Annotated in this window: 2 protein-coding genes; both read left to right on the top strand. The window is 74.1% G+C overall.

Features of this window, described 5'->3' with window-relative positions; genetic code table 11:
• The coding region (locus HMPREF3159_RS08435) for a TVP38/TMEM64 family protein (protein ID WP_246821576.1) at positions 1-653 on the top strand (653 nt) is incomplete at its 5' end.
• Between the two features lie 13 nt (positions 654-666).
• On the top strand, positions 667-1,851 hold the full coding sequence (locus tag HMPREF3159_RS08430; RefSeq protein WP_070500625.1) for a glycosyltransferase: 1,185 nt from the start codon (positions 667-669) through the stop codon (positions 1,849-1,851).
• Positions 1,852-1,944: the final 93 nt, after the last annotated feature.

Here is a 1,944-nt window from a genome sequence, read left to right as displayed (position 1 = left end):
CCCCGGCCGCCCCGGCCCGCCCCGGCGCCGACCGGATCTCCGGGACCGGCGGCCGGGAGGCGGGGATCCGACGGGACCCGCTGCGGATCGCCGCGCGGCTCTCCCCGCTGCTCGGCCTCGGCCTCTCGATCGCGCTGGTGGTCTGGGGGCTCGACACGGGGGTGCTGCGCTCGCTGACGAACCTGCAGGCCTTCGTCGACTCGCTCGGCGCCTGGGGTCCGCTCGCCTTCTTCGTGGTCTCCGCCGCCTCGGTCGTCTTCCCCATCGTCCCCGGCGGCCTGCTGGTGATCGCGGGGCCGGTGCTCTTCGGCGCCGTCGAGGGGACCGTGCTGAACTACCTCGCCGTGTGCTCGGGCTCCCTGCTGAACTTCCTGATCGCGCGGCACGTGGGTCTGGGCCTCATCGAGCGGATGTTCCGTCCGCGCACGGTGGAGAAGCTCCTGGGCTGGACGCGCAGCGCGCACTTCACCCGCGCCTTCGCGCTCGCCATCGCGCTGCCCGTCGCACCCGACGACCTGCTGTGCTATATCGCCGGCACCACCCGCATGAGGTGGCGCACCTACGTCACGATCATCCTGCTGTGCAAGCCGTGGGCGCTGATCGCCTACGGCCTCGGCGTGAGCGCGCTGCTGCTGCGCTTCCTTCCCTGGTGAGGAGTACTCCCCGATGCTCATGAGCTCCCGCGCCGCGAGGCGCCGCCGCCGGCCCCTCGAGGCGGCCGGGCGTCGACTGGACCGCATCGCCAGCACCGTCCTGCCCGGACGCCCTCCCCGCCGCGGGGTGCGCGGCGACGAGCCGCTGCGCGTGCTGCTGCCGCGCGGCCTCGCCTCGCTGGCGAAGGAGTCCGGGATCGGCGCCGCGATCCGCCATCAGGAGACCGCCGTGCGGGCCCTCGGCCACGAGGTGGTCACCAACCCGCTGCGCCCCTTCGACGTGGTGCACCTGAACGCCCCGTTCCCGGACACGCCGCTGCTCGCGCACTGGGCGCGGCTGTGGCGTCGGCCGGTGCTGATGTGGGCGCATTCGACAGAGGAGGACTTCCGCGACTCCTTCCCCGGCGCTAACCGCGTCGCGCCGCTGTTCCGTCGTTGGATCGCGCACCTGTACCGCCGCGGCGACCTCGTGGTCACCCCGAGCGAGTACTCGCGCGGGCTCATCTCCCGGCCGGAGTACGGCCTGCGCGCCCCGGTGCGGGTGCTCTCCAACGGCGTGGACACGACCTTCTTCCGCCCCGATCCGGGGGCGCGGAGGCGGCTGCGCGAGCAGCTGGGCCTCGGCCCGGAGGCACGCGTGGTGGTCAGCGTCGGGATGCAGTTGGTGCGCAAGGGGATCCTCGACTGGGTGGAGGTGGCGAGACTGCTGCCGGAGGTGACCTTCGTCTGGTACGGCCGCACCGATCCGCGCATGCTCACCCGTGACGTCGAGCGGGCTCTGGCCTCCGCCCCGCCGAACGCGCTCTTCCCCGGCTACGTGCAGGCGGAGCAGGTGCGCGAGGCGTACTGCGGGGCGGACGTCTTCTGCTTCCTCACCAAGGAGGAGACCGAGGGGATCGTGCTGTGGGAGGCGCTGGCCTGCGAGGTGCCGGCGCTGGTGCGCGCGATCCCGATCTATCGCGACGGGATGCCCGACGGGGTGCTCACGCACCAGGTCGCGGGGGACGGTCCCGGCTTCCCGGGGCGCGCGGCGGAGAAGCTCACTGCGCTGCTGGACGGGGAGCTCACCGACCTCCGCCGCGCGGGGCGCGAGGCGGCCGAGAGCGTGGACATCCAGCAGATCGCGGGGACGCTCGGGGCGCTGTACGAGGAGGTCGGGGCGCATCCGCACCGGCCTGCTGCCGGGAGGGAAGGCTGAGGCCGGGCCGCCCGGGCGCGGGTGCCGGCCTCGGCCCGGCGACGTCGGCCGCTCGCTCGGTGCAGGCGATGGAGGCTCGGCGCCTGCGGCTCA

This window comes from Brachybacterium sp. HMSC06H03, assembly GCF_001807385.1.
Classification (GTDB): Bacteria; Actinomycetota; Actinomycetes; order Actinomycetales; family Dermabacteraceae; genus Brachybacterium; species Brachybacterium conglomeratum.
This window is presented reverse-complemented; position numbering and strand designations above follow the sequence as displayed.